The organism is Saccharothrix texasensis (assembly GCF_003752005.1).
GTDB lineage: Bacteria > Actinomycetota > Actinomycetes > Mycobacteriales > Pseudonocardiaceae > Actinosynnema > Actinosynnema texasense.
This window is the reverse complement of the sequence record NZ_RJKM01000001.1, coordinates 6,581,667-6,602,562: the sequence shown is the minus strand read 5'-3', so window position 1 is coordinate 6,602,562 and position 20,896 is coordinate 6,581,667. Positions and strand designations below refer to the sequence as shown.

18 protein-coding genes are annotated in these 20,896 nt (G+C 72.3%); 6 read left to right on the top strand and 12 right to left on the bottom strand.

Annotated features, from left to right (window positions below; genetic code table 11):
• Positions 1–84 precede the first annotated feature (84 nt).
• The 4 genes from EDD40_RS29390 to EDD40_RS29375 form a co-directional block, all read right to left on the bottom strand.
• Positions 85–1,128: an ABC transporter permease gene (locus EDD40_RS29390; protein ID WP_123745805.1), complete on the bottom strand. Its 1,044-nt coding sequence runs from the start codon at positions 1,126–1,128 to the stop codon at positions 85–87.
• A complete protein-coding gene (locus EDD40_RS29385) occupies positions 1,125–2,039 on the bottom strand; it encodes an ABC transporter ATP-binding protein (RefSeq protein WP_123745804.1) in 915 nt (304 codons plus the stop codon). Before EDD40_RS29385 ends, EDD40_RS29390 begins: the two co-directional genes overlap by 4 nt.
• Positions 2,040–2,156: 117 nt before the next feature.
• Positions 2,157–4,394: a GH92 family glycosyl hydrolase gene (locus tag EDD40_RS29380; protein ID WP_123745803.1), complete on the bottom strand. Its 2,238-nt coding sequence runs from the start codon at positions 4,392–4,394 to the stop codon at positions 2,157–2,159.
• Positions 4,395–4,409: 15 nt separating this feature from the next.
• A complete protein-coding gene (locus tag EDD40_RS29375; RefSeq protein ID WP_246037887.1) occupies positions 4,410–7,637 on the bottom strand; it encodes a GH92 family glycosyl hydrolase in 3,228 nt (1,075 codons plus the stop codon).
• 214 nt (positions 7,638–7,851) lie between these two features.
• Between EDD40_RS29375 and EDD40_RS29370 the strand changes: the two genes are divergently transcribed.
• From EDD40_RS29370 to EDD40_RS29350, 5 genes are read left to right on the top strand one after another with little or no spacing between them, the layout of a single operon-like run.
• Entirely contained in the window at positions 7,852–8,835 is a 984-nt protein-coding gene (locus EDD40_RS29370) for a LacI family DNA-binding transcriptional regulator (protein ID WP_123745802.1), read from the top strand.
• The gene (locus EDD40_RS29365) at positions 8,832–9,842 is read left to right on the top strand and encodes a class I mannose-6-phosphate isomerase (RefSeq protein WP_123745801.1); all 1,011 of its coding nucleotides are present in this window, start codon (positions 8,832–8,834) and stop codon (positions 9,840–9,842) included. Before EDD40_RS29370 ends, EDD40_RS29365 begins: the two co-directional genes overlap by 4 nt.
• 4 nt (positions 9,843–9,846) lie before the next feature.
• Complete coding sequence (locus EDD40_RS29360; RefSeq protein WP_123745800.1) at positions 9,847–10,608, top strand: ATP-binding cassette domain-containing protein; 762 nt, start codon at positions 9,847–9,849, stop codon at positions 10,606–10,608.
• Entirely contained in the window at positions 10,605–11,600 is a 996-nt protein-coding gene (locus EDD40_RS29355; RefSeq protein ID WP_123745799.1) for an ABC transporter permease, read from the top strand. Before EDD40_RS29360 ends, EDD40_RS29355 begins: the two co-directional genes overlap by 4 nt.
• A gap of 9 nt (positions 11,601–11,609) precedes the next feature.
• Positions 11,610–12,578: an ABC transporter substrate-binding protein gene (locus EDD40_RS29350; RefSeq protein WP_123745798.1), complete on the top strand. Its 969-nt coding sequence runs from the start codon at positions 11,610–11,612 to the stop codon at positions 12,576–12,578.
• 40 nt (positions 12,579–12,618) lie between these two features.
• On the opposite strand, the gene EDD40_RS29345 is transcribed toward EDD40_RS29350, so the two are convergent.
• From EDD40_RS29345 to EDD40_RS29330, 4 genes are all read right to left on the bottom strand, one after another.
• The gene (locus EDD40_RS29345) at positions 12,619–13,617 is read right to left on the bottom strand and encodes a hypothetical protein (protein WP_236594480.1); all 999 of its coding nucleotides are present in this window, start codon (positions 13,615–13,617) and stop codon (positions 12,619–12,621) included.
• Positions 13,618–13,875: 258 nt separating this feature from the next.
• The gene (locus tag EDD40_RS29340) at positions 13,876–14,523 is read right to left on the bottom strand and encodes a response regulator (RefSeq protein WP_123745796.1); all 648 of its coding nucleotides are present in this window, start codon (positions 14,521–14,523) and stop codon (positions 13,876–13,878) included.
• Between the two features lie 9 nt (positions 14,524–14,532).
• A complete protein-coding gene (locus EDD40_RS29335) occupies positions 14,533–16,113 on the bottom strand; it encodes a GAF domain-containing protein (RefSeq protein WP_123745795.1) in 1,581 nt (526 codons plus the stop codon).
• Between the two features lie 46 nt (positions 16,114–16,159).
• Positions 16,160–16,558, bottom strand: a complete 399-nt coding sequence (locus tag EDD40_RS29330) for a pyridoxamine 5'-phosphate oxidase family protein (protein WP_123745794.1) — start codon at positions 16,556–16,558, stop codon at positions 16,160–16,162.
• Between the two features lie 115 nt (positions 16,559–16,673).
• On the opposite strand from EDD40_RS29330, the gene EDD40_RS29325 reads away from it, so the two are divergent.
• Entirely contained in the window at positions 16,674–17,546 is an 873-nt protein-coding gene (locus tag EDD40_RS29325; RefSeq protein ID WP_123745793.1) for an arylamine N-acetyltransferase family protein, read from the top strand.
• Here the strand turns inward: EDD40_RS29325 and EDD40_RS29320 are convergent.
• From EDD40_RS29320 to EDD40_RS29305, 4 genes are read right to left on the bottom strand one after another with little or no spacing between them, the layout of a single operon-like run.
• The gene (locus tag EDD40_RS29320; RefSeq protein ID WP_123745792.1) at positions 17,518–18,042 is read right to left on the bottom strand and encodes a hypothetical protein; all 525 of its coding nucleotides are present in this window, start codon (positions 18,040–18,042) and stop codon (positions 17,518–17,520) included. The genes EDD40_RS29325 and EDD40_RS29320 overlap by 29 nt on opposite strands.
• Positions 18,039–18,623, bottom strand: coding sequence for a hypothetical protein (locus tag EDD40_RS29315; RefSeq protein ID WP_123745791.1), 585 nt, complete (start codon positions 18,621–18,623; stop codon positions 18,039–18,041). The genes EDD40_RS29320 and EDD40_RS29315 overlap by 4 nt, the downstream gene beginning before the upstream one ends.
• The gene (gene meaB / locus EDD40_RS29310) at positions 18,620–19,585 is read right to left on the bottom strand and encodes a methylmalonyl Co-A mutase-associated GTPase MeaB (protein WP_123745790.1); all 966 of its coding nucleotides are present in this window, start codon (positions 19,583–19,585) and stop codon (positions 18,620–18,622) included. Before meaB ends, EDD40_RS29315 begins: the two co-directional genes overlap by 4 nt.
• A gap of 4 nt (positions 19,586–19,589) precedes the next feature.
• Positions 19,590–20,777, bottom strand: coding sequence for an acetyl-CoA C-acetyltransferase (locus EDD40_RS29305; RefSeq protein WP_123745789.1), 1,188 nt, complete (start codon positions 20,775–20,777; stop codon positions 19,590–19,592).
• Between the last annotated feature and the right edge of the window lie 119 nt (positions 20,778–20,896).

Here is a 20,896-nt window from a genome sequence, read left to right as displayed (position 1 = left end):
GGGCAAGACGCCGCGAACGCTGAGCGTTGAATTCAGGTGTCGTGAACGTAGGACTCTCGACGGCTGGAGGTACGACTCTCGGGGTTAGTCTTCCCAGCGGAAGATGCGGGCGGCGATGAAGCCCACGACCAGGGTGAAGGCGACCAGGACGGCGGAGGGGACGAGGAGGGCTTCCACGCCCTTGCCCCGCACCAGGACGTCCAGCATGCCGTCGTTCATGTGGCGCAACGGGAACACGTTCGACACGGCCTGCAGCCACGCCGGGGCGTTCTCCACCGGGAAGAACGTGCCCGACAGGAACGCCATCGGCATGATGATCACGTTCGCCGCGCCCGACGCCGACTCCTCCGTCTTGCAGAACGCGCCCACCAGCATCCCGATCGCGAAGAACGCCGTGGTGCCCAGCACCAGCAGCGGTAGCGCCAGGTACCACTGCCCGGTCAGCTTCAGCCCGAACACCGGCAGCAGCGCCACCGCCACGAACACGACGCCCTGCACGATGGCCGTGCCGACGCTCACCACCACCCGCGACGTCAGCACGGTCGTCGTGCTCACCGGCGCCAGCCGGATCCGCCGCAGCACCTGCTTCTTGCGCCACGCCACCATGGTCAGCGCCGAGCCGAACACGCCCGAGAACGAGATCGCCCACGACAGGATGCCCGGCGTCAGGTACTGGATCGGCTTGAGCGACGCGTCCTCGACCGACTTCGTCTCCAACGTGAACCGGGGCGCCACGTCCGCCGCCCCCAGGTTGATCTTGTCGACGACCCCGGACACGATCCCCAGCACGGTGCCCGCCGCGACCTGGTCGCTCGCCGCGTAGATCAGCTCCACGCGGTCGCCGTCCACGACCACGGCGGCGGGCAGGTCGCCGTCGTCCACCTTCCGCCGCGCGGCGGCCGTGTCGTCGTACTTCTCCAGCTCGATCGCGCCGGTCTGCTCCAACGTCGTCAGCACGGGCCCGTCGCCGACCGCCGCGATCTTGGTCTTGTCGCTGCCCGAGTCGCCGAGCAGCAGCCCGAACACGACGAGGAACATCAGCGGGAACAGGAAGACGAAGAACAACGTCATCTTGTCCCGCAGGAAGCCCTTGATCATCGCGGTCGACAGGCTCCGGAACGCGGTCATGCGCGGTACTCCCGTCCGGTCAGGTCGAGGAAGACGTCCTCCAACGTGGCCGTGCGCACCTGCAACCCGTCCAGGGTGCCGCGTTCGGCGAGCGCCGACAGCACCGGCGCGGGCTTGCGGGTGGAGATGGTCAACGACACCTCGTCCTCGTGCGCGTCGTCGACCCCGGTGATGCCGCGCGCCGCCTCACGCGTCAGCGACCCCTTCTGCAGCACCACGTGCGTCGGCGCGTCGAGACCGCGCACGAGCGTCGCGGGCGCGTCCATGGCGAGGATCCGGCCCCGGTCCATGATCGCCACGCGGTCGCACAGGATCTCGGCCTCGTCGAGGTAGTGCGTGGTGTAGACGATGGTCTTGCCCCTGGCCTGGATCGCCCGCAGCACGTCCCACAGGTTGCGCCTGGCCTGCGGGTCGAGCGCGGCGGTCGGCTCGTCGAGGAAGACGAGGTCCGGGTCGTGCACGAGGGCGCACGCGATCGACAGGCGCTGGCGCTGGCCGCCGGAGAGCTTGTTCTCCTGCACGTCCGCCTTGTCGGACAGGCCGACGAGCTCCAGCATCTCGTCGGCCGTGCGCCGGGTCACGCCGTACAGCGAGCCGAACGTCTGGAGCTGCTCACGGGCGGTCAGCTTCTCGAAGAAGCTGGACGCCTGGAGCTGCACGCCGATGCGCGGCAGCAGCTTCGGGTTGCGCGGCCACGGCTGCTCGCCGAGCAGCGTCACCCGGCCGCCGTCGGGCTTGCGCAGGCCCTCGACGATCTCCAGCGTGGTCGTCTTGCCCGCGCCGTTCGGCCCCAGGATGCCGAAGAACTCCCCCTCGGCGACGGTGAACGAGACGCCGTCCACCGCCTTCAGCTCGCCGTAGCTCTTCCTGATGTCGGCAACCACGACGGCCGGTATGCGTGCCCCTGTCATGGCTGGACGGTAAGCCGTGCCGGGGGTCGCCGGCGGCACTTCGATCCGTTCGCGACGGAAGTAATCGGCGATCGAGACTTTCGACGCATCCCTTGGTAGCTCTGCGCATGGCCTCGATCACGAGACGTGCGCGCCGGTGCCGGGGGACGGCGGCGCGGACCCGGGACGGGTCGCCCACGTCGCCTCCGCCGGGTCCGCGGTCAGGACGTAGTCGAGGTTCGCGCCGTCGTCGAGCCGGTCGACGTTCAGGCACACGTCGTCCCAGGGTTCCGAGTCGACGTTCAGCGACCGCACGTACCGCAGCGCCGACGGGTCCGCGCCGGCCGCCGTGATGGTGATGTCCCGGCCGTTCTCCAGGTGGATCACCGCCCGGTCGAACCTGGGCGCGTTCAGCACGAGGTCGCCGGTGCCCGGTGTGACCGGGTACAGCCCCAGGGCGCCGAGCACGTACCAGGCCGACATCTGGCCCAGGTCGTCGTTACCGGTCACGCCGTTGGGCGCGTCGACGAACAACGTCTGCGCCGCCCGCACCACGGCCGAGGTCTTCCACGGCTGCCCGATCAGCGCGTACATCCACGGCACGTGCAGGTCCGGCTCGTTGTTCGGGTTGTAGCGGAACTGGTTGTAGTAGCTGTACGGCCCGACGACCCACTTCGAGCGCACGGTCCCCGCCGGGTCGGCCACCAGGTCGGGGTAGGCGAAGAAGTCGTCCAGCCGGGCCAGCGCCGCGTCCCGGCCGCCGAGCAGCTCCACCAGGCCGGGCACGTCCTGCTGCGCCAGCCACTGGTACTGCCACGCCGTGCCCTCGTGGAAGCCGTCGGGCCCCTGCGGGGTGAACGGGGCCAGCCACCTGCCGTCGGCCAGCTTCGGCCGGGGGAAGCCGGTGAACCCGCGGTCGGCCACCGAGCGGTCCCAGAGGACCCGGTAGTTCAGCCCGCGGCGGCGCAGGACCTCGGCGTCGTCCTCCCGCCCCAGCGCGCGGGCCATGATCGACAACGAGCAGTCGGCGAGCGCGTACTCCAACGTCGCCGAAGCGCCGTGGTGCGGGTCGACGTCCTGCCCCTTCTTGCGGAAGTCCTTGTCGTACTGCACGAAGCCGTCCCGCAGGTAGGACGGGTTGCCGACCCGGCCCTCGAACGGCGACGACGCGGGCGGCACGCCGGTCGCGTTCTGCCACAACGCCTCGTACGCCCGCTCCTCGAACCCGGCCAGCGCGCCGAACCGCCACAGGTCCACCAGGAACGGTGTGACCGGGTCGCCGGTCATGGTGTTCGTCTCCTGGTTGGCGTACGCCCAGCGGGGCAGCCAGCCGCCCTGCTCGTGGATCGCCAGCAACGACCGGGCGATGTCCTCGGCCCGCGACGGGCGCAACAGCGCCAGCAGCTGGTTCTGCGCGCGGTAGGTGTCCCAGAGCGAGAAGTACTCGTGGTAGGTCCAGCCGTCGGCCGTGTGCACCTTCCCGTCGAACCCGCGGTACCGGCCGTCCACGTCGTTGCCGGTCAGCGGTTGCAGCAGCACGTGGTAGAGCGCGGTGTAGAAGACCGTGCGGTCGGCGCCGGTCGAGGAGGTCTCGACGCTCGACAGCTCACGCCGCCACGTCTCCTGAGCCGCCGCGCGCAGCTCGTCGAACGTCTTCCCGCGAGCCTCGCCGAGGTTCTTCGTGGCGCCGTCCGCGTCCACGTGCGAGATGGCGGTGGCCGCGGTCACCGGGCCGTCCTCGAACGTGACCCACTGCCCGCGCAGGCCCGAGCCGCCCTCCGCGCCGCCCCAGTTGCCGGTCGCCTTGAACGGCCGGTCGAACGTCGTGGTGAAGTACGTCGTGTAGGGCTTGCCGCCGCAGAACGCCTGCGCCACCACGGTGCCGGCCAGCGTCCGGTCGTCCACCACCCGCACGCCGCTGGCGAACACGGGCTCCTTGTCGTTCGCCTGGCCGACGTTCACCAGCACGTGCGGCGTCACCCCCGGCGGGAACGCGAACCGCTCCACCCCGGCCCGGGTCGTCGCCGTCGCCTCCACCGTGATGCCGGACGCCAGCCGCACCCGGTAGTAGCCGGGCCGGCCGACCTCGCCCTCGTGCGTGTAAGCCGCGCCGTAGGTGCGGTGGTCGAAGCTGCGCGGCAGGCCCGTCGTCGGCAGGATCGACACCAGCCCGCCCTGCTCCGTGCACCCGGCGCCGGACAGGAAGAAGTGCCCGAACCCCCGGATCACCGGGTCGTCGTAGCGGTAGCCCGCGTAGTGCGAGCCGATGGGGCTCGAGTGGGCCATGCCGAACGGCATCGACGCGCCCGGGAACGTGTTCCCGTCGTCCTTCGTGCCGATGAACGTGTTCACGGACTCCACGGGGTCAGCGGTCACCGATCCACCATAGGGTCAGCCCACCGCGATGGCGAACACGTGGAACGTCCCGCCGGTCACCGACGACGGCAACGTCACCGAGCGGACCTGCTTGCCGGCCTGCAACGCGATGGGCGCGGTGGCGAACAGGTGCACCTCGAGCTGCTGCGGCTCGCCGCTGGAGTTGTTGCGGTACGGCATCGAGGCCACGGTCCGGTTGTCGAACGACGGCGGCAGGTTCGCCGCGCCGCCCAGCGCCCAGTCGGAGAACCCGACCTCGGCGGTCTGCGTGCTGCCGTCGGTGTAGGTGACGGTGAGCGTGCCGGACGCCTTGCCGGACGCCGCGCTGCCCAGCAGCCCGAGCTTCGCCGCGCCCGGCGGGGCGCTGACCGTCACCGTCTCGCCGGAGGCGTTCACGTTGTCCGGCTCGCCGGTCGGCGAGGTGGGCCAGGTGTAGGCGAGGCCGTCGGAGGTGACCGTGCCGCCGGGTGTCACGCCCGCCTCGGCCAGCGCGTCGCGCGAGTAGCTCCACCCGCCGCCGTCGAAGTTGCCGATCGCCTGGTCGTCGTCCGGCGACGTGCCGACGTTGTCGAACGCCGCGCGCAGGCTCCCCGGCTCGGCCACCAGCACCGAGATCGTGGACCGCTGCCCGTTGGAGAAGGTCAGCGGCACGCGGAGGGTCTGCTCGGGCGCGTCGGCGGCGACCGCGACGGTGACCGGGACACCGGCCTTCTCCCCCGCCGGGATCGTCACCTCGCCGGACGCGGGGGTGAGCGTGATGCCGGCGGGCGGTTGCGCGGTCCACGACACCTTGCCGCCGTTGCCGGAGAAGTCCTGCGCGCCGATGGTCACGGCGCCGCTGCCACCCGCGGGCAGCACCAGCCGCCCCGGTTCCACGTACGCCTGCTGCCCGGTCTCGCCGTCGCGGAACGACGGCGGCGCGTCGGCCGGGCCCGTGCCCCAGGCGGTGGGCGCCTCGGACAGCCCGAACTCCACCGTGCCGCCGTTCGCCACGAACGACTCGGGCAGCCAGGTGCGGCTCTGCGCGCGGCCGTTCACCTTCAGGTCGGCGACGTGCGTCCCGCTGCCCGAGGCCTTGATCACGATCGGCGCGCCGTTCGGCCGGGTGATCGTGACCTCGCTGAACAGCGGGCTGTTGAGCACCAGCTCGGCCCGGCCGGGGATCACCGGGTACATGCCCAGCGCCGCCCACACGTACCAGGACGACATCTGGCCGAGGTCGTCGTTGCCCATCAGCCCGTCCGGGCCGGGGCCGAACAGCTCGGTCACCGCGCGCCGCGTCACGGCCTGGGTCTTCGCCGGCGCGCCCGCCCAGTTGTAGAGCCACAGCGAGTGCATGATCGGCTCGTTGCCGAGGAACGCGTACGGCTCGTCCGGGCCGGCGTTGAGCTTGGTGAAGAACGCGTCCAGCCGGTCGCGGACCTTCGCGTCGCCGCCCATCGCGGTGAACAGGCCACGCGCGTTGTACGGCACCATCCACGTGTACTGGGCGGCGTTGCCCTCGACCCAGTTGTCCGGGCTGCCCGGTGTGAACGGCTCCACGTACGAGCCGTCCCGGTTGCGGGGCTGGGTGTAGCCGGTGGCCGGGTTGAAGACGTTCTGCCAGTGCTGGGCGCGCTTCATGAACGTCTGCCAGGTCGCGCCGTCGCCCAGCCGGCGGGCGAGGTCGGCGATGGCGAAGTCCGCCGTCGTGTACTCCAGGGTGGTGGCGGGCGGGCCCCAGACGTTGCGCGCGCCGATCGGCACGTACCCGAGGTCCAGGTAGTCGGTCAGGCCCGGCCGCTCCTCGTAGCCCTGGGTCGGCTGGGTCGCGCCGCGCAGCATCAGCAGCAGTGCTTTCCGGGCGTCGAAGTCGTTCGCCCCGAACGCGTAGGCGCCGGCCACCATCACGTGGTACGGGTCGCCGACCATGACGCCGGTGTAGCCGTTGGCCACCGTCCAGCGGTCCCAGGAGCCGCCCTGCTCGGCGAACGCCGTCATCGAGCGGACCATGTCCGAGGCTTCCCGGGGCGCGAGCAGCGACAGCAGCTGCATCTCCGACCGGTAGACGTCCCAGCCGGAGAAGTTGGTGTAGACGGCGTGGCCGCGCTCCGCGGTGTGGACGCGGCCGTCGAAGCCCGGGTAGCGGCCGTCGCTGTCGGAGAAGACGTTGGGCTGCAACAAGGAGTGGTACAGCGCGGTGTAGAACGTGGTGCGCTGGGCGTCGGTGCCGCCGGTTACCTTCACCTGGCCGAGCCGGTCGTTCCAGGCCTGGCGGGCGGCGGCGCGCACGGCGTCGAACGACAGGCCGTCGCTCTCCGCCTTCAGGTTCTTCTTCGCGCCATCGATCGAGACGAACGACAGGCCGACGCGCATGGTCACGTCCGGGTCGTCGAACGTCACCCAGCCGCCCGAGCCCGGACCGGACACCGTGGTGTCCTCGGCCTTGACGTCGGGACGGCCCTGGGCCTGCAGCGTCTTCGGCGCGTCGCCGAGGCCCTCGCGGACGCCGGAGCCGCCGCGCTCGGTGGCGCGGCCGGGCGTGACCGCGCCGTTCTTCCACGTGCCGATGGAGGCGAACGGCTGGTCGAACCGGGCGTGGAAGTACACCCGGTAGCGGTGGTCCGCGCCGCAGAACCGGCCGCTGGTCGCCCAGCCGCTGATGGTGTCCGCGCCGATGGTGATCTCGGCGTCGTCCGTGCCCGAGATCGAGCCGGAGGTGTTGACCAGCAGCGTGGACGGCTGCCCGCCGGGGTAGGCGAACCGGCCGACGCCGGTGCGCTGCGTGACCGTCAGCTCGACCTTCGTCCCGCTGTCGAGGGTCACCCCGTAGTAGCCGGGGGACGCGGACTCGTGGTCGTGCGAGAAGGTCGAGACGTACCGGTCGGGGTCCGTCGCGGGCGACGTGGTGATCTCGCCGGTGAACGGCGTGATCGGGATGTCCTGGTAGGTCGAGCAGCCCGCGCCGGACAGGTGGGTGAGGCTGAAGCCCTTGATCCGGTCGTCCTCGTAGGCGTAGCCGCCGTGCTGGCGGGTCACCGTGTCGGGGCTCCACTGCACCATGCCGAACGGCACGTCCGCGCCGGGGAAGTTGTTGCCCGCGCCACCGCCGGTGCCGTGGTCCGGGCCGCCCGGCCGGGTGCCGACGAACGGGTTCACCCACTTCGCCGAGTCGTCCGGCTGCGCCTGCGAAGCAGGCGGATGGGCCGCCGCGAGCGCCACCGAGAGACCCAGTACCGCCGCGAGAGCGAGGTTAGTGCGCACGAGCCGCCTCCCGTGACAACGCTGTCCACGAACGATCCGTAATCGTATAATCGCGGAGAGTGCGGGAGTGGCGTCAACCCCGGAGCCGACTGTTGTCCGGTTCGAGACAGCGCCGGGCGTTGACATCCGTTAACGCGAGGTGTGTGATTCGCGCACTATGACAACGTTGTCCCCGAACGGCGCGGCAGGCGCCCGCAAGGTGCGGCGTGCCACGATGAACGACGTGGCACGGCTGGCGGGCGTCAGCATCAAGACCGTCTCCCGCGTGGTGAACGACGAGGCAGGCGTGCACCCGGCCACGGCCGAACGCGTGCTCGCGGCGATCGACCAGCTCGGCTTCCGGCGCAACCTCAGCGCGCGCAACCTGCGCCGCGGCTCGTCGACGGGCACGGTCGGCCTGGTGCTGGAGGACGTCGGCAACCCGTTCTACTCGGGGGTCACGCGCGCGGTCGAGGAGATCGCCCGGCTGCGCGGGCGCCAGGTGATCACCGGCTCGTCGGACGAGGACCCGGCGCGCGAGCGGGAGCTGTCGCTGGAGTTCTGCTCACGGCGGGTGGACGGGCTGCTGATCGTGCCCGCCGGGTTGCAGCACGGGTACCTGGTGCCGGAGATGCGGGCGGGCACGCCGGTGGTGTTCCTGGACCGGCCGGCCGGCGACGTGGTCGCCGACACCGTGCTGGTGGACAACATCGGCGGCACCGCCGAGGCCGTCACGCACCTGGCGTCGTTCGGGCACCGGCGGATCGCGTTCCTCGGCGACGCGCCGGACATCTTCACCGCCAACGAGCGCCTGCGCGGCTACCGCGAGGGCTGCCTGCGGGCCGGCATCGGCTACCACGAGTCGCTGGTCGTCATGGGCCCGCACGACGAGGAGTCGGTGCGCAAGGCGTTGCAGGGCCTGCAGAACGCCGCCGACCCGGCGACCGCCGTGGTGACCGGCAACAACCGGATCACCGTGCACGCGGTGCGCGCGTTGGCGGGTGCCACCGCGCGGCCCGCGCTCGTCGGCTTCGACGACTTCGAACTGGCCGACCTGCTGTCACCGCCGGTGACCGTGATCGCGCACGACGCGAGCGCGCTCGGCAAGGCAGCGGCGGACCTGCTCTTCGCCCGACTGGACGGCGACGGCTCACCACCGCGCCGCGTCGTCCTGCCGGTCCGGTTGGTGGCCCGTGGATCAGGAGAGGTACCCGTATGAGTTCCGATGCCCAGCCCGTCGCGCTGGAGGCCAACCAGCCCCGGCAGTTCTACCGGGGCGGCCCGGCCATCGCGGCGTTCCGGAACCGCGACGTGGCCGACCTGGGTCCCGAGGACTGGGTCGCGTCGACCACCACGCAGTTCGGCAAGGACGAGGCCGGGTTGTCGCGCCTGCCGGACGGGCGGTGGCTGCGCGACGCGGTGGCGGCGGACCCGGCGCTGTGGCTGGGCGCTCAGCACGCGGCGGAGTTCGGGGCGGACACCGCGCTGCTGGTGAAGCTGCTGGACGCCGGGCAGCGGCTGCCGGTGCACTGCCACCCGTCCGACGCGTTCGCGTCCGCCCACCTGGGCTGCCGGCACGGCAAGACCGAGGCGTGGATCGTGATCGGCACGTCCGGCCCCGACCCGACGGTCTACATCGGGTTCCGCGAGGACGTGCCCGCCGCCGTCGCCGCCGAGTGGGTGTCCACTCAGGACTCGGCCGCCATGCTCGGCGCGCTCAACCCGGTCAAGGTCTCGCCCGGCGACACGGTGTTCGTGCCCGCCGGCGTGCCGCACGCTATCGGCGAGGGCGTGTTCATCGTCGAGCTCCAGCAGCCGACGGACTTCTCGGTCACGTTGGAGTGGCGGGGCTTCCTGGCCGACGCCGAGGCGGGGCACCTCGGCCTGGGCTACGACAAGGCGTTGGACTGCCTGGAGCGCCGCGCCCAGTCGCCCGAGGACCTCGTGCGCCGGACGCAGGCGCTCACCGGGCCCGCGGTGGACCTGTTCGACGCCCAGGCCGACCCGTTCTTCCGCGCCGACCGGCTGCACGTGTCCGGCACGGCGGCGCTGGAGCCCTCGTTCGGCGTGTTCGTGGTGCTGGAGGGCGCCGGCACGCTGGGTCCCGTCGCGGTGCACCGGGGCAGCACGGTGGTCGTGCCGCACGCGGCGGGTGAGGTCGTGGTGACCGGCGACGTGGTCGCCGTCCGGTGCAGGCCGCCATCGGTGTCGAGCCCCGGGAGCTGAGCGCATGGCGTTACCCCTGTTGGACGCACGGGAGTTGGTGAAGCACTACGGGAACGTGGAGGCGCTGCGCGGCGCCTCGTTCACCGCGCACGCGGGCGAGGTGGTCGCGCTCGTCGGCGACAACGGCGCGGGCAAGTCGACGCTGGTGAAGTGCCTGTCCGGGGTGGCGCGGCCCGACTCGGGGACCATCCTGTTCGACGGCGCGCCGGTCGCGCTGGACTCGCCGGTGTCCGCGCGGGAGCTCGGCATCGAGACCGTCTACCAGGACCTGGCCGTGGCGCCGGACCTGGACCCGGCGGCGAACCTGTTCCTGGGCCGGGAGCTGCGCCGTCCCGGTCTGCTCGGCAGGCTCGGTGTGCTGGACAAGCGGGAGATGCGGCGGCGGGCGGTGGCCTCGTTCCACGAGCTGGGCGTGACGCTGCCGGACGTGGACGTGCCCATCGGGGCGTTGTCGGGTGGTCAGCGCCAGAGCGTCGCGGTGGCCCGGTCGGTGGTGTGGGCGAGCCGGTTGGTGTTCATGGACGAGCCCACCGCGGCGTTGGGCGTGGTGCAGCGCGAACGCGTCCTCGACGTGATCCGGCGGGTGCGCGACCAGGGCATGGCGGTGGTCCTGATCAGCCACAACATGCCCGAGGTGCTGGCCGTGGCGGACCGGGTCGAGGTGCTGCGGCTCGGCCGGCGGGTGGCGCGGTTCGACGCGGCGGCCACCACGGTCGAGGAGCTGGTCGGCGCGATGACCGGCGCGCTGACCCAGGAGGACGCGTGAAGCCGCGCGCCGGGCTGCGGCGGTTGGCCGGCGCGAACACGTTGTGGATCGCGGTGGTGCTGCTGGTGCTGATCGCGGTGTTCGGCGCGCTCCGGCCGGACGCGGTGCTGACCGTGTTCACGGTGCAGACGACGCTGGTCGAGACCTCCGTGCTGCTGGTGCTGTCGGTCGGCATGACCTACGTGGTCGTCACCGCCGGGATCGACCTGTCCGTCGGCTCGGTGCTGGTGTTCTCCGGCGTCACGTCGGCCATGGCGATGAACGCGCTGCACGGCGGCGACGCGACCACCGCCGGGTGGGGCGTGGTGCTGGTGGGGCTGCTGGTGGCCCTGGTGTCCGGCGCGGCGTGGGGCCTGGTGAACGGCCTGCTCATCGCCCGCACCGGCCTCCCGCCGCTGATCGTGACGCTCGGGTCGTTCGGCGCGGCGCTCGGGGCCGGGCAGCTCATCTCCGACGGCTCGAACGTGGCCGGCGTGCCGGACGTGCTCAGCGACACCCTGGGCACCGGCACCTGGTTCGGCGTGCCCAACCTGGTGCTGGTGGCCGCCGCGGTGACGGCGGTGGGCGCGCTGGTGCTGGGCGCGACGGCGTTCGGGCGGCACACGTACGCCATCGGCTCGAACGAGGAGGCGGCCCGGCGGGCGGGCATCCCGGTGACCCGCCACCTGGTCCGGGTGTACCTGCTGGCGGGCGTGCTGGCGGGGCTGGCCGGGTTCATGGCGCTGGCCTACTTCCGGGTCGCGTCGATCACCGGGCACGACACCGACAACCTCAACGCCATCGCCGCCGTGGTGCTCGGCGGCACCAGCCTGTTCGGCGGCGCGGGGTCGGTGGTCGGCACGGTGCTCGGGGTGTTCATCCCGGCCGTGCTGCGCAAGGGGTTCGTGATCGTCGGCGTGAACGTGTACTGGCAGCCGATCGCGGTGGCGCTGGTCCTGGTGGCGGCCGTGTGGTTCGACCAGTCGCGGAGGAAGGCCCGGGACAGACGTTAAGGAGAGAACATGTCAACGAGGACGGTTGCTCTTGTCTCAGCGGCTTTGTTGCTCACCGCGTGCGGAGGCGGCGGGCAGATCGGCGACACCGGCGGCCCGGGTGACGCGAAGAAGATGGTGCTGATCCCCGGTGTGGCCGCGGAGCCGTTCTACATCTCGATGGAGTGCGGTTTCCGGGAGGCGGCCTCGGCGGCGGGCTACGCGGTCGACGTGCAGGCGCCGGCGAAGTTCGACGCCACGCAGCAGACGCCGATCGTGACGGGCGTGCTGGCCGACAAGCCCGGCGCGGTGCTCATCGCGCCGACCGACGACAAGGCCATGGCCGGGCCGATGCGGCAGCTCAAGGACGCCGGCATCAAGGTGGTGGAGGTCGACACCAAGCTGGAGGACACGTCGATCGCCTCCTCGACCATCTCCTCCGACAACGAGCAGGGCGGACGGCTGGCGGCGCGGACGTTGGCCGAGCTGGTCGGCGGCAAGGCCGGCTCGGTGCTGGTGCTGAACACGAAGGCGGGCACCTCGACCACGGACGCGCGCGCCGCCGGGTTCGAGGAGGAGATCGGGAAGCACCCGAACCTGCGGTACGTCGGCCAGCAGTACACCGACAACGAGCCGGACCAGGCGGCGTCGAAGGTGACGGCCACGCTGTCGGCCAACCCGGACCTGATCGGGGTGTTCGCGACCAACCTGAACACCGGGGAGGGCGCGGCGACCGGGTTGCGCAACGCGGGCAGGACCGGCGCGGTGAACCTGGTCGGGTTCGACGCGTCGCCCAAGCAGGTGGAGGACCTGCGGGGCGGCGCGGTGCAGGCGCTGATCGCTCAGGACCCGACGACGATCGGCCGGACCGGCGTCGAGCAGGCGATCGCGGCGCTGGAGGGCGAGCCGGTGCGCCGCGACGTCGAGACCGACCTGGTCGCGTTGACCAAGGCGGACCTGGAAGCCAACTCGAAGTACTTCTACAAGCAGCGCTGCTGACGCGCGGGGGTGGCCGGGCGCGGCGCCCGGCCACCCGGCGTCACAGGTACTTGTTGGCCAGCTCCGAGTACTCCTTCTCCAGGTCGTCGGCCAGGTAGGCGACGTACGCCCAGGGCACGTCGTGCACGTGGTCGCGCATGCCCAGCAGGTGGCGCTTGGCCCGGGGCGCGTCGTCGGCCAGGGCGAAGGCCGCCGCGAACAGGTTGTGGGCCTGCAGCACGCGCGGGTGGGGTTTGGCCGGGGCCGAGTCCCACCTGTCCGCCGCCGCGGCGATCTCGTCGCGGTGCCGGGTGAAGTAGCGCATCTTCAGCGTCGCGATCTTCAACGCGGACCGCGACTGCACGGCGTCCTCGAACTGCTCCAGGAAGATCTCGAAGTGCGCCAGCGGCAGCATGGCCACCACCGGGTCGCCGGGCGGCGCGGCGTCCACGCTGCCCTGCGCGAACGCCATCATCTCCTCGGCCGAGCCGCCCCACTTGGACGCCAGGATCTGCAACCGGGTCCAGTGCGCCGGGTACAGCGACGCGCAGCGCGCCACGATCTCCCGCCAGACCTCGTCCTTCTGGTCCCGGTCGACCTGCAACCCGAGGCCCGCGGTCTGCAGCTGCGCCCACGGCACGGCGTCGCGCGGCAGGAGCTTGGCGGCCTCGTGCAGCGGGCCGACGGCCTTGCGCAGGGTGCCGAAGAAGACCTTGAACCGGTCCTTGCCGACGCTGTCGGCCCGCCCCGAGCCGCGGATCGCCCACGCCTCGCGGATGAACGCGGTGCCGGCCAGCAGCCACAGGTCCGGGTCGGTGTTGTTCTTCGCCAGCTCCAGCAGCTCGTCCGCGTGGCCGATGGCGTGCTCGCCGAGCACCTCGGCGCGCAGCGCCCGCACCTCGGGGTCCTCACGGCACTCCGCGAGCACCGTGGTCGCCGCCCTCAGGTGGCCCGCGTCCATCTCCTCCGCCGCGATGTCCAGGATCGCGTCGTCGTAGGTGTGGTCCCGCACCACTTCACGGGCGATCGCGGCAGGCCGCTTCCTCCGGAAAATCCCCACTCCAGCGACCTTACTTTCCTCCGAGCCCGAGTGGCTTAAGTCTTTCGTAGAGCCGAACAGGGCCTTTCTGCGGTTGTCCCCCAGCGTACGTGCGCGGCGCGGTGGAGTCCTCGACGGAGGGGGACATCCGTGCGGGCCGGAACCGCCGTCGCCGCCACCGCGGTGCTGCGCCGAGCACGAGGGGTTGGAGTGCGCCACGTCCCAGGCGTCGTGCCGACAACCCGGGCGAACCGCCCACGACCACCCAGAGCAGTACAGCTAGAGCCCACCGGTCTGCCGTCGGCGGGCGGCGTAGACACCGGCCTCGGTCCGGCGGTCGAAGCCGAGCTTGTGCAACAGCGAGGAGACGTAGTTCTTGACCGTCTTCTCGGCCAGGAACAGCCGGTTCGCGATCTGCCGGTTGGTCAGGCCCTCGGCGATCAGGTCGAGGATCCGCCGCTCCTGCGGGCTCAACGCCGCGTAGCGCGGGTCCTCGACCGGTCCGCCGCGCAGCCGTTGCAGCACGGTCGCGGTCACGCCCGAGTGCAGCAGCGAGCCGCCCGCCGCGAGCGTGCGGATCGCGGACACCAGGTCGTTGCCGGAGACCTGCTTGAGCATGTACCCGGCCGCGCCCGCCATGATCGCGCCGAACAGCGCCTCGTCGTCGGAGTACGAGGTCAGCATCAGGCACGCGGGCGGCGGCTGGACCGTCGAGCGGATCTCCCGGCACACGGTCACGCCGTCGCCGTCGGGCAGCCGCACGTCGATCACGGCCACGTCAGGCTGGTGGAACGCGGCGGCGGACACGGCCGCGGCGGCGCTCTCCGCCTCGCCGACCACCTCGATGTCCGACTCGACGGCCAGCAGCTGCTGCAACCCGCGTCGGACGATCTCGTGGTCGTCCACCAGTAGCACCGAGATGGACATGGACCCTCCCTACACCGATACCAACGGCACGGACCACGTCAGCGTTACACCCCGGCCCTCGGCCGACTCGACCTCGCAGGAACCGTCCCACCTCGCCGCGCGCGCCGCCATGTTCACCAGACCGCCGGTGTGCCTGGCGCGGCCGGGCGGCAGGCCGCCGCCGTCGTCGCGCACGACCAGCTTCAGGTTCGTCCCCGCCCGGTCCACCACCACCTCGACCCGGACGTCCGTCGCCGACGCGTGCCGGGCGGCGTTGGCCAGCGCCTCGCGCAACGTGGCCAGCAGGTCCGGCCGCACGGGGTCGGGCACCACCGAGTCGAGCGGGCCGTCCATCGCCAGCGCGGGCTCGAAGCCGAGCAGCCGGGCCGACTCCTGCACCACCTTCATCAGCTGGGCGCGCAGGTCGGCCGCGCCGGCGGGCGGCTCCTGCAGCGAGAAGATGGTGCGCCGGATCTCCCGGATGGTCTGGTCGACCTCGGTGACGAAGTCCGCCAGCCGCTGCGCCACCATCGGCTGCTCCACCAGCCCGTTCATGCTCTGCAACCCGAGCCCGAGCCCGAACAGCCGCTGCACGACCAGGTCGTGCAGGTCGCGGGCGATCCGGTCGCGGTCCTCCAGCACGGCCAGCCGCCGGCCCGCGCCGGTCGCCCTGGTGAACTCCAGGATCAGCGCGGCCTGCCGGGCGAACGACTCGACCAGCGCCACGTCCGACGCGTCGAACGCCCGCTGCTCACGGGCGCGCGCCACCATCAGCACGCCGAGCACCCGCTGCCCGGCGGTCAGCGGCGCGAACACCACCGGGCCGATCCGGGTCTGGCCGGGCAGCCCGACGAGCACCTTGGCCTTGCCGGTGTCGAACACCTCGCGGGCCGGGCCGCCCTCGCCGGACGCGCTGAACCCGCGCACCTCGCCGTCCACCACCCGCACGGCCAGCTCGCCCTGCACGTCGGGCAGCGCCAGCAGCGCGTTCACGCCGTCCGCGGCCAGCCGGGCGCGCACCGCGACCAGGCGCAGCGCGTCCCGGTCCGGGGTGCCGGTGAGCAGCGCGTTCGTCACCTCGTTCGACGCGCGCAGCCACACCTCCCGCTGCCGCGACTGCGCGTAGAGCCGGGCGTTCTCGATCGCGATGCCCGCCGCCGCGGCCACCGCCACCACCAGCTCGCGGTCGGCGCGGGTGAAGTCGGTGCCGTCGGCCTTGTCGCTGAGGTACAGGTTGCCGAACACCGCGCCGCGCACGTGCACCGGCACGCCGAGGAAGCCGGGGCCGGACGGGTCGAACGCCGCCGCCGCCGACCCGGTCTCCTCGAAGTCGGTGTCGTGGTGGCCGTCGTCGTGGGTGAACTCCAGCAGCTGCCGGTCCGGGCCCACCACGGCGAGCGCGCCGTACCGGGCGCCGACCAGGTCGCACGAGGACTCGACGACGCGCCGCAGCACGTCGGGCAGCGACAGGTCGCTGGCCAGCGAGACGACCGCGGCCAGCAGCCGGTGCAGCCGCTCCTGCGAGACGACCACCTCGGTGGTGCGGTCGGTCAGCTCGCGCAGCAGGCCGTCCAGCCGCGTCGCGGCGTTCGCGTCCGGGGATCCGGCCACCCGAGACCACCCTCCGGTTCGGAGGTGCCGAGGTTATCGCCTCCGCTTAGGGGATGCGACGGCCCGTCAGCACCTCCAGGTCGACGACCAGGTAGTGGTCGCCGCCGCCGAAGCCGCGCGAGGGCAGCGGCAGCTCCCGCAGCCTGGTCAGCCGCGCCTGCTCGTCGACCTCGGCGACGTGCCCGACCGCCATCACCGACCAGCCGCGGGACAGGTCCGGCGCGACGTCGTCGATCTGGAACGCGACGATGGTGTCCCGGGCGACGAGGGTGGCGCTGCCGTCCGGCACGCGCAGCACGACGCACTCGCCGTCGAGCACGAACACGACGGGGTGCACCACCGGCAGCGCCATGTGGGTGTAGACGAGGCGGCCGACGGCGGCCGTGCCGAGCAGCTTCAGGCATTCCTCGCGGGACAGGACCTGAAGCCCAGCGGAGTCGTACATCGCACCTCTTCGTCACGCCCAGTCGCTGGGATAAACGTTCGGCGCTGTGATCGTCCTTGCCTAGGGTCGGAAGTCCCGGCTTCGACGCGTCCGACCCGGTTGGGGGATTTCCAGGATGGCCTCGCTCGACGTAACCGCGTTCCTGCGCCGCCTCGGCCTGGGCGCGGCCGAGCCACCCGGTGTGGTGGCGCTGACCCGATTGCACCAGGCCTTCGTCGAACGGGTGCCGTACGAAACGGTGGAGATCCAGCTCGGTCGGGTGACGTCGCTGGACCCGCTCGACTCGGCGGCCCGCGTGCTGGCCGGTCGCGGCGGGTACTGCTTCCAGCTCAACGGCGCGTTCGCCGAGCTGCTGCGCGCGCTCGGCTACCACGTGACCAGGCACCCCGGCGGCGTGCAGATGACGGCGGACGCCGAGCCGGTCATCAGCCGCAGCCACCTCGCGCTCACCGTGCGCGACCTGCCGGACTCCGATGACGCCTGGTTGGTGGACGCCGGGCTGGGCGACGGGCTGCACTCCCCGTTGCCGCTGCGTGCGGGGGTGCACCGCCAGGGGCCGTTCACGTTCGAGCTGGGGCCGTCCACGGCGGCGGCGGGCGCGTGGCGGCTGGGGCACGACGTGCGCGGCAGCTTCCACGCCATGCACTTCGCGCCGGGCGACGTCGGCCTCGACCACTTCGCCGACCGGCACGTGGAGCTGTCCACGTCACCCGAGTCGGGGTTCGTGCGCACGTTCGGCGTGCTGCGGGCCGACGGCCGCGGCTGGGACGTGCTGCGCGCGCTGACCCTGTCCCGGGTCGGGGGGACGACCACCAAGACCCTGCTCGACGACCGGGCCGACTGGTTCACCGCCCTGGCCGACGTCTACGGCCTGGTCCTCGCCGAGGAGGACCGCGAACCGCTGTGGCGCAAGGCGGTGTCCCAGCACGAGGCACACCTGGCGGCGGCCGCTCAGCCGGTCACAGGGACGCGCCCCGACCGGCCGTGAAGTGGGTCACGTACCCCCGGTAGATCTGTGGCGCGTGCCGCTTGAGCGCGAGGTCCAGCAGCTCGTTGCCGGTGTCGTCGGCGAGCTGGATCCAGTGCCCGTGCGGCGACGTCGGGACGCTGCGGTACGTGGCGGCGAAGGCGCCCGGGTCGTTGGGCGCCAGGTTCAGCCACAGGCCGGGCTTGGGCTTGGCGTCGTAGGACAGCGACACCCCGGCCAGCTCGTACCACGGCACCGCCCACGTCCGGCCCTTCTCCTCCCAGCGCAGGCCCTGCGGCTCGACCACGAGCCGCCGCAGCCTGGCCTTGCCCCGCCAGACGCCGCCGCCGATCAGGCCGCCGAGCGCGACCAGCGGCCCGACGAACATCGCCGCCAGGTGGCCGTCGGCGTAGGACAGGAACATCAGCAAGACGCCGAACAGCGTGAAGCCGAGCTGGACGGCGAGCCCGGCGCGCCGCTCGGCCCGGTTGCCGAAGGGAATCTCGATCTCTCTCACGACAACCCCACAGTGAAGCCCTCGTCCTGCACCCCTCGGTACAGGTGTGGTGCGAATCCGAGCACGGCCCGCTCGACCACCGGGACCAACGCGGCCGCGTCGCCCAGCGGCAGCCGGTAGGCGCCGTCCTCGCGGGCCAGGTGCGCCATGTCGGCGTGCCGGGCCCGGAAATCCTGGTGGTCGGCCGGCAGCAGGTCCAGCCTGACCATGGTCTTGCGCAGCACCGCGTCGGCCGGGTCCACGACCCGTTCCCGCGTCCGCGAGATCCGCACCGCGCCCAGCTCGTGCCACGCCACGGCCCACGGCGCGCCCCGCGGGTCGTCCCACCGCACGCCCGGCGCCTCGAACACGAGCAGGCGCGGCCGGGAGATCTTCTTCCAGCTCAGCACCGCGGCCAGCGCGATGCCCGTGAACGCGAGCCCGATGACCAGCGCGATCGTCCCGCCGACGCCCTCGCCGTCGCCGTAGGCGCTCACCGCGCCCACGAGCGCCGGCACGCCGAGCGCCCCGGCCACCAGGCCGCCGATGATCACCCGACGGGTGTCCCGCGTGCCGATGTCCACCACCACCGGCGTCGTCATACCCCCACCCCCTCGACCAGTCGGTCAGCCGCAGCGTAGGGGTCCAGCTCACCCGCCACGACCCGTTTGGCCAGGGTTTCGAGGGCGGACGCGCCGCGCAGCCCGCCGATCCGGGAGCGCAGCCGCTCCAGCGCGATGGCCTCGATCTCGGCCGCGGCCCTGCTCGCGCGGCGTCGTGCCAGCTCACCGCGCTCGACGAGCCAGGCGTGGTGCTCGTCGACGGCGTTCACGACCTCGTCGAGCCCTTCGGCGCGGGACGCGACCGTCTTCACCACGGGGGGCCGCCACCGGCCGCCTTCGCGCTCGCGGCGGCCCAGCGAGATCATGTGCTTGAGGTCGCGCGCGGTCTGGTCGGCGCCCTCGCGGTCGGCCTTGTTGACCACGAACACGTCGGCGATCTCCAGGATGCCCGCCTTGGCCGCCTGGACGCCGTCGCCCATGCCGGGCGCGAGCAGCACCAGCGTGGTGTCGGCCAGCGACACCACCTCGACCTCGGACTGGCCGACGCCGACCGTCTCGACCAGCACCACGTCGCAGCCCGCCGCGTCGAGCACGCGCAGCGCCTGCGGGGTGGCCCAGGACAGCCCGCCCAGGTGGCCGCGCGTGGCCATGGACCGGATGAACACGCCGGGGTCGGTGGCGTGCTCGCCCATCCGCACCCGGTCGCCGAGCAGCGCGCCGCCGGAGAACGGCGACGACGGGTCCACCGCCAGCACCCCGACCCGCTTGCCGCGGCGGCGGTAGGCCGTGACGAGCGCGGACGTCGACGTGGACTTGCCGACGCCCGGCGCGCCCGTCAGGCCGATGACCTGCGCGTTCCCGCAGAACGGGGCCAGTGCGCCCGCCACCTCGCGCAGCTGCGGGCTGGCGTCCTCGACCAGCGAGATCAGCCGCGCGACCGCGCGCGGCTGTCCCTCGCGCGCGCGGTCGACCAGCTCGGCTACGTCAACGGTGCGGGCCACACCGCTAGACCTTAGGCACGCGGACGATCAGGGCGTCGCCCTGACCGCCGCCACCGCACAGGGCCGCCGCGCCGACGCCGCCGCCGCGCCGCTTCAGCTCCAGCGCCAGGTGCAGCGCGATGCGGGCGCCCGACATCCCGATCGGGTGACCCAGCGCGATCGCGCCGCCGTTGACGTTGACCTTGTCCTCGGCGACGCCCAGTTCGCGGGTGGAGACCACGCCGACCGCGGCGAACGCCTCGTTGATCTCGACCAGGTCCAGGTCGGCCGGGTCGATGCCCTCCTTCGCGCACGCGGCCTTGATCGCGTTCGAGGGCTGCTCGTGCAGGCTCGCGTCCGGACCGGCCACGACGCCGTGCGCGCCGATCTCGGCCAGCCAGGTCAGGCCCAGCTCCTCGGCCTTGGCCTTGCTCATCACGACCACGGCGGCCGCGCCGTCGGAGATCTGCGACGCCGAGCCCGCGGTGATCGTGCCGTCGGAGGCGAACGCCGGGCGCAGCTTGGCCAGCGCCTCCACCGTGGTGTCGCCGCGCACGCCCTCGTCGGTGGCGAACAGCACCGGGTCGCCCTTGCGCTGCGGGATGGCGACGGGCGCGATCTCCTCGCCGAAGACGCCGTTCGCGGCGGCCTTGGCGGCCAGCTGGTGCGACCGGGCCGAGAACGCGTCCTGCTCCTCGCGGGTCACGCCGTAGCGGGCGTTGAACTTCTCCGTGGAGGTGCCCATCGCGACCTGGTCGAACGCGCAGAACAGGCCGTCGTGCGACATGTGGTCGAGCATCGTGACGTCGCCGTACTTGAACCCGCCGCGCGACTTCTGCAGCAGGTGCGGCGCCTGCGTCATCGACTCCTGGCCGCCCGCCACCACGATGTCGAACTCACCGGCGCGGATGAGCTGGTCGGCCAGCGCGATCGCGTCGATGCCCGACAGGCACACCTTGTTGATGGTCAGGGCGGGCACGGTCATCGGGATGCCCGCGTTCACCGCGGCCTGGCGCGCCGGGATCTGGCCCGCGCCGGCGGTCAGCACCTGGCCCATGATGACGTACTGCACCTGCTCGGGCGCGACACCGGCCCGTTCCAGGGCCGCCTTGATCGCGACGCCGCCGAGCTGGGCGCCGGAGAAGTCCTTCAACGATCCGAGCAGTCGCCCCATCGGGGTTCGGGCCCCGGCGACGATGACGGAACCGGACACAGCAGCCTCCACAGCGGGTGTAAGCGGTTGTTAACTCGCCACGATACCTACGGTTACCGCAGAGTAGCCGTGTGAGGCCTCACACAGCGCGACCTGCACCGATTCGGCTACTAGCCTTC